Annotated in this window: 7 protein-coding genes; 6 read left to right on the plus strand and 1 reads right to left on the minus strand. The window is 54.4% G+C overall.

What is annotated here, in order from left to right; all coding sequences use genetic code 11:
* The coding region (locus B5E53_RS18220) for a helix-turn-helix transcriptional regulator (RefSeq protein WP_087317544.1) at nucleotides 1-192 on the plus strand (192 nt) is incomplete at its 5' end.
* 133 nt (nucleotides 193-325) lie between these two features.
* On the opposite strand, the gene B5E53_RS19400 is transcribed toward B5E53_RS18220, so the two are convergent.
* The gene (locus B5E53_RS19400; protein ID WP_087202375.1) at nucleotides 326-550 is read right to left on the minus strand and encodes a hypothetical protein; all 225 of its coding nucleotides are present in this window, start codon (nucleotides 548-550) and stop codon (nucleotides 326-328) included.
* Nucleotides 551-552: 2 nt separating this feature from the next.
* On the opposite strand from B5E53_RS19400, the gene B5E53_RS18230 reads away from it, so the two are divergent.
* Genes B5E53_RS18230 through B5E53_RS18250 form a run of 5 tightly spaced genes read left to right on the plus strand, consistent with a single transcriptional unit; the run spans nucleotide 553 to nucleotide 5,059 of the window.
* Entirely contained in the window at nucleotides 553-930 is a 378-nt protein-coding gene (locus tag B5E53_RS18230; RefSeq protein WP_015574505.1) for a hypothetical protein, read from the plus strand.
* Between the two features lie 21 nt (nucleotides 931-951).
* The gene (locus tag B5E53_RS18235) at nucleotides 952-1,662 is read left to right on the plus strand and encodes a hypothetical protein (protein ID WP_087317538.1); all 711 of its coding nucleotides are present in this window, start codon (nucleotides 952-954) and stop codon (nucleotides 1,660-1,662) included.
* A 15-nt stretch (nucleotides 1,663-1,677) separates the two neighbouring features.
* Nucleotides 1,678-2,595 carry a hypothetical protein gene (locus tag B5E53_RS18240; RefSeq protein WP_087317540.1) on the plus strand — a complete coding sequence of 306 codons (918 nt, stop codon included), beginning with the start codon at nucleotides 1,678-1,680 and terminating at the stop codon, nucleotides 2,593-2,595.
* A complete protein-coding gene (locus B5E53_RS18245) occupies nucleotides 2,596-4,392 on the plus strand; it encodes a lysozyme family protein (protein WP_087317542.1) in 1,797 nt (598 codons plus the stop codon).
* A 10-nt stretch (nucleotides 4,393-4,402) separates the two neighbouring features.
* Complete coding sequence (locus tag B5E53_RS18250; protein ID WP_158097105.1) at nucleotides 4,403-5,059, plus strand: DUF5038 domain-containing protein; 657 nt, start codon at nucleotides 4,403-4,405, stop codon at nucleotides 5,057-5,059.
* The last annotated feature ends 64 nt before the right edge of the window (nucleotides 5,060-5,123 follow it).

A 5,123-nucleotide genomic window follows, 5' to 3' on the forward strand; every position in this document is an offset into this window, starting at 1 on the left:
CGGAAACTGACGCAGGACCAGGTGGTTTCCAAACTGCAGCTTATGGATCTGGACATCACCCGGAGCATCTACTCTCAGATCGAAGGCGGTACCTACAGCATCCGCATCTCGGTCCTTGCAGGCCTGGCCCAGATCTTTCAGGTGGACTATAATACCTTCTTTCGGGACGTCCATCTTCCAGGTTCAGAATAATTCTACTTTCCAGACTTTTCCGCTTTCTCTTCGTTCTGACCGTGGCACACATTCTTCCCGGTTTCGCACGAAACTGGCACGGTTTTGCGATTGTGCCGTAAATTTCCCCATGTTACAATAGGTACTGTCAAAATTATATGCAGCGAAAACGCAGCGCATCCAAAGGCGGCAGCCTCCCGCCCGGATTGGCTGCGTTTTTTCGTGCAGGGAAAGGAGGTTTCCCTTCAACAACTTCATATGGCTTTGCAGAAGTAGTCCGCATTGACCGGGCTGCTTTTGCTTTTTGAGGCAGGAAATTATAAGCACGGGCGGGAAAAGCAATCCCGTCCGTTTTTTCAAGATCAATGAAGGAGGTCATACATGAAACAGTTACCTGCAAACTCTTCACCGGAGAAAAAGCGGACGGTCTGCTACGGGAAATACCTCTACGCAGCCTTCCTGCTCTTTACGCTTATCGCAGCGAATGTCCAGCCGGTGCTTGCTTCCAATATGTGGGACAAGGCCAATGAGATCATGAAGGATGTCTACAACCAGATCGTCCTCATATCCACCATTGCCGCCGTAGTGACCGCATCCGTGGCGCTGCTTTTGATGAATTTCTCGAAATCCGGCAAGACCGTGGATGAGAGCCGTGCCTGGCTGAAGCGGATCATCATCACCTGGGCGATTCTGAACGGCCTTGGTTTTATTATGGCATACATTACCCCGTTCTTTGCCGGAGGCACATACAGCGGATAAGCCCGGAAAGGAGGAAACCACATGGGAATACTGGACGGAATCGTGGAATGGATCGCAGAACAGGTCATGAACATCCTGGATCTGATCACCACTTCAGTCCTGGGCGCCCTCGGCTGCTCCATGGACACGTTCCTGCGCTATTTTCCTGCAGCTGAAACCATGTACGATGTGTTTCTTGCTTTGGCTCTTGGCCTCATCCTCTTAAACTGGGTGTGGCAGCTTTTCAAGAACTACTTCATGGGTGCCGGAATCGAAGCAGAGGATCCCCTGAAACTTTCCATCCGTTCATTTATTTTTATCTTCCTGGCCTTTTATGCGGAAGACATCGTGAACCTGCTCCTTGGTATCGCCGGGACGCCTTATGACTGGATCTTAACGGAGGAGCTTCCCTCCCTGGATTTTGCCAGCTTCAATTCAGTCATCACCGTCATCCTGGGTGTATGCGCCAATGGAGCCGTGGCGATTATCGCCCTGATTTTAGTTTTGATTTTGGCGTGGAATTACATCAAGCTGCTTTTTGAAGCAGCGGAGCGCTACATCCTTTTGGGAGTGCTGGTCTATACGGCGCCGGTTGCCTTTGCCACAGGTGCCTCCCAATCCACCGGGAACATCTTCAAATCCTGGTGCCGGATGCTGGGCGGGCAGTTCTTCCTGCTACTGATGAACGCCTGGTGCCTGCGGCTGTTTACCAGCATGGTCGGCACTTTCCTCGCAAACCCGTTATCACTCTGATGAAAGGAGGAGTCCATGAAATACAAGAAACCAATCCTCACTGCCCTGGTACTGGTTTCCTGCCTGGTGTTGTTCTGCTCCATGCCGGTCTTTGCGGCAGAGCTGACAGAAGCCCAGGTGGAGGAAGCCGTAGCAGAACAGGGAAAGGAAGCCGTGACCGGAAATGTGTTCATCTGGTTCCTCTGTGCTATTGCTTTCCTCAAGGTTTCCCAGAAGATCGACAGCTTTATGGCATCCCTGGGGATCAATGTAGGAAACACTGGCGGGAACATGATGGCGGAGCTGCTCATTGCAGGCCGGGGCCTTGCCGGAGCCTTCCACGGACATGGCGGTGGCGGCGGATACCGCAGGGCATCCTCTCCTGGAAGCGCAGCCGTTGGCGGCAGCTTTCTCTCCGGCGGCCTTGCCGGGGCGGTGGGACGCCAGGTACAGCGGGAAGCCGTCAATGCTGCTACCCATTATTCGGAAGGCCCCAGCGTCGGGAATATGCTCTATCAGTCCTCGCTCAAGAAAGGCGGAGACTTTGCCAATAACGTGATCAGCAATATCGCCCAGGGCAATTACGGGCAGGTCGGCTCTATCAAAGGGGAGGATGCGGCAAAAGCCTATGCCTCCTACATGGGAATCGACACCTCTGCTCCGGACGCTGCCACCTACTCGAACATGGAGATCGGCGGCGGACGGATGACCGGCGTGGAAAAAACGGATGCCGGCAGCCGGGAATTTGCCCTTTACAGTGCTGACCAGTACGCAGCCCCTACCCATGGCAGCTTTGAGACAGTCCAATCCGTGGACGGTGCTGCCTGGTATAAGCAGTACGCACAGGATACGGTGGAGAAAACGCCGTATGACGCTGGCAATGGAAAAGTCGCCTACAACGAATCCATTGTCCAGAAGCTGCCGCCTGCCCCGCAGCGAAAGGGCCGGATGTAAATGGCGGAGCAAAGCTCCGGCCTTGGGGAAGCTGTCGATGTAGGCACCAGTGCAGCCTCCCACTTACAGGCCATGAAGACCGCCGCCCATCTGTCCAAGACCGTGGCGGGTGCGGCAGCCGGTCCCTTTACAGCAGCCATCAGTGCTGCCATCGCAAACCGGCATACTCTTTTGAAAGCCGGAGCCGTTATCCTGGGGTTTTTACTGCTTCCCGTGCTGTTCATCCTGATGCTGCCGGGGCTGATCTTCGGATCTCTGACAGAAAACACCGGGGCTTTAAACAGCAATGCCCTGATCAATGAGAATATCCAGAACGCCAGGCAGGCGATTGTGGAAGTCCTGGAAGAAAGCCATGCGGATCTTTTAGAAGAGATCAACACTGCCATTGCAGCGCTTCCGGAGGGCTCCACCGTACAGATCGTAGATCCCTATGAGACGACCATAGCGGTCAATGCCCACCTGCTGATCTCCCAGTTCTGTGCCAGCCAGGATGATTATGAAAATATCAATATCGACAAACTCCAAAGCCTGATCCGGGAAAACAAGGACGGGCTTTTTTCTTATGATGTAGCGGAAGAAACCGTTTCTGTGGAAGTGGAGACGGAAGCCGCAGAAGGGGAAACTCCTCAGACGGAAACCGTTACATTTACCCGCTATACCTATACCGTTTCCTTTGCCGGTGACGCCTATTTTGCTGACCATGTATTTTACTTGAGCGAGGAACAAAAGGAACTGGCGGAAAACTACGCCAGTAACCTGACACTCTTCTTTGGCGCTGCCTCCGGCACGGCTATGGCGATCAACTTAAGTGATGAGGTGCTTGCCTACCGGCCACTGGTATCCGAGATTGCCGCCCGGTATGGGATGAGCGATTATGTGGAGCTGATCCTGGCCGTCATGATGCAGGAATCCGGCGGACGGGGAAGCGATCCCATGCAGGCATCGGAAAGCGGATACAATACCCGGTTCCCCAGAGGCCCCGGCACGATCACTGATCCGGAATACTCCATTGAGTGCGGCATCCAGGCACTCCGGGACGTCCTGCAGAAAGCCGGATGCACCGGGCCGACGGACCTGGACCGGATCAAGCTGGCCCTCCAGGGCTATAATTACGGTTCCGCTTACATCGACTGGGCGATGGAACGGGATGGCGGCTACACAAAGGAAAACGCCATTGCCTACTCCGACATGATGTGCGCCCGGCCCGGCTGGAACTATTCCATCTACGGGGACAAGGAGTACGTGGATCATGTCCTGCGCTATTACCAGGTACTGAATACCGGCGGCACTTACCCGGCGAACGGGATGCAGATCCCCCTCTACATCCAGACGGAATACGGAAACATCCCTTACGGCACCGGCTCCATTGCGGACTGCGGCTGCGGGCCTACCGCCTTTGCCATGGTAGCAAGCTACCTGACTGGCAGCACCATTACTCCGGTGGATGCAGTCGCCTGGTGCGGCAATTCCTATTATAAGGCGGGGGAAGGCACCTACTGGTCCTATTTCCAGGCGGCGGCTTCTCATTTCGGATGCGGAAGCGTCACCCAGACCACGGATGCCAATGCGGTGCTGCAGGCGTTATCAGAAGGCCGTCCGGTCATCTCCTCCCAGAGTCCCGGATTATTCACGTCCGGGGGGCATTTTATCGTCCTGCGGGGGCTGACTGCGGACGGGAAGGTGCTGGTAAACGATCCCAATGATAGCGACTCCAAGAACTACGTGAGCCGTGCATTTGACATGATGACGGAAATCCATGCGACTTCCTCGCAGTATTGGATTTTCGAGAAGAAATAGAGGAGTGCTTATGAGCAGATTAAAACTGATCTTGTCCATCCTCCTGATGCTCTTTCTCCTATTGGTCGCCATCTTTCTTCCCTCCAAGCTCCGGGAACAAAAGGAAACACCGGATCCAGAGGCACAGGAAGAGGCCGCCACCCAGGAAGAGACAACACAGCCAGAGGAGCTGACCGAGATGGACTTTTTATCCTTTGAAGAACTGAGCCAGTTCTTCTCCTCCGCCCAGACTGCATCCCTAAAGGAGCAGTTTCCGCTATATCTTACTCTTATCGGGCGGACAGACATTACATCGGCAGAATATCTGCCGGATGAAACCGGGTATCCGGATACCACCACAGTTGAACTGCATTTTCTCCTGTCCGATGACAGCACCCTTCCAGTGTTCTATGACACCATGACGGGTGCTTTTTCTTTTGGAGAGGAGCGGACGGTGCTGGGGACATCTGGAAAAACTTATGAAAAACCGGTAGTGGATACCCTCCCTTCTGTCTCCAGCAGTGAAGTGGAGCAGCGCCAGGAAGGCGGCTATGCGGATGTGACCGCACCAGAAGAGCCTGCACCGGATACCGGGACAGAAGAAACGGGAACTACGCAAAGCGGAACTTCCGCAAATGCTGCGGATCCCGCACAGAACACCCAGGACGGAGAGGAGGTGCTGCCATGAGCAATCCGGATGAGCAGCGGACCTCCTTTATCCCGCCAAACTTCATCGAAAAGGGCAAGATCTT

The sequence above is a fragment of the Eubacterium sp. An11 genome, assembly GCF_002161065.1.
GTDB lineage: Bacteria > Bacillota > Clostridia > Lachnospirales > Lachnospiraceae > Anaerobutyricum > Anaerobutyricum faecale.

Coding starts and splice junctions, on each gene's coding strand:
- B5E53_RS19400 (WP_087202375.1), bottom strand. CDS start 550: ATGACCTCCTTCATTGATCTTGAAAAAACGGACGGGATTGCTTTTCCC.
- B5E53_RS18250 (WP_158097105.1), top strand. CDS start 4,403: ATGAGCAGATTAAAACTGATCTTGTCCATCCTCCTGATGCTCTTTCTC.
- B5E53_RS18230 (WP_015574505.1), top strand. CDS start 553: ATGAAACAGTTACCTGCAAACTCTTCACCGGAGAAAAAGCGGACGGTC.
- B5E53_RS18235 (WP_087317538.1), top strand. CDS start 952: ATGGGAATACTGGACGGAATCGTGGAATGGATCGCAGAACAGGTCATG.
- B5E53_RS18245 (WP_087317542.1), top strand. CDS start 2,596: ATGGCGGAGCAAAGCTCCGGCCTTGGGGAAGCTGTCGATGTAGGCACC.
- B5E53_RS18240 (WP_087317540.1), top strand. CDS start 1,678: ATGAAATACAAGAAACCAATCCTCACTGCCCTGGTACTGGTTTCCTGC.